Below are 429 nucleotides of genomic sequence, written 5' to 3'. Positions count from 1 at the left end.
GGCGAGGTGCGGGTGAATAAAAAGCGCGTCAAGCCAGAATATAAGCTGGAGGAGGGCGATGAGGTGCGCATTCCGCCGGTTCGGGTAGCGGAACGCGATGAAGATGCCGTTTCCCCCAAACTGGCGAAAGTGGCGTCACTGGCCGATGCCATCCTGTTTGAGGATGAGTCGCTGCTGGTGATGAACAAGCCTTCCGGCACAGCCGTGCATGGCGGTAGCGGGCTCAGCTTCGGGGTGATTGAAGGGTTACGTGCCCTGCGACCGGAAGCGCGCTTTCTGGAGCTGGTGCATCGCCTGGATCGTGACACCTCCGGCATTCTGCTGGTCGCTAAAAAGCGTTCTGCGCTGCGTTCCCTCCATGAGCAACTGCGTGAAAAGGGGATGCAGAAAGATTATCTGGCCCTGGTGCGCGGCAACTGGCCGTCACAC

Annotated in this window: 1 protein-coding gene; it reads left to right on the top strand. The window is 59.7% G+C overall.

The annotated features are described in order from the left end of the window. Positions 1-429, top strand: a 429-nt coding sequence (locus AC1DE1_RS20870; protein ID WP_477179352.1) for a pseudouridine synthase, incomplete at both ends; no start/stop codon positions are given.

The sequence above is a fragment of the Dyella sp. 05T440 genome (assembly GCF_056395965.1).
This window is presented reverse-complemented; position numbering and strand designations above follow the sequence as displayed.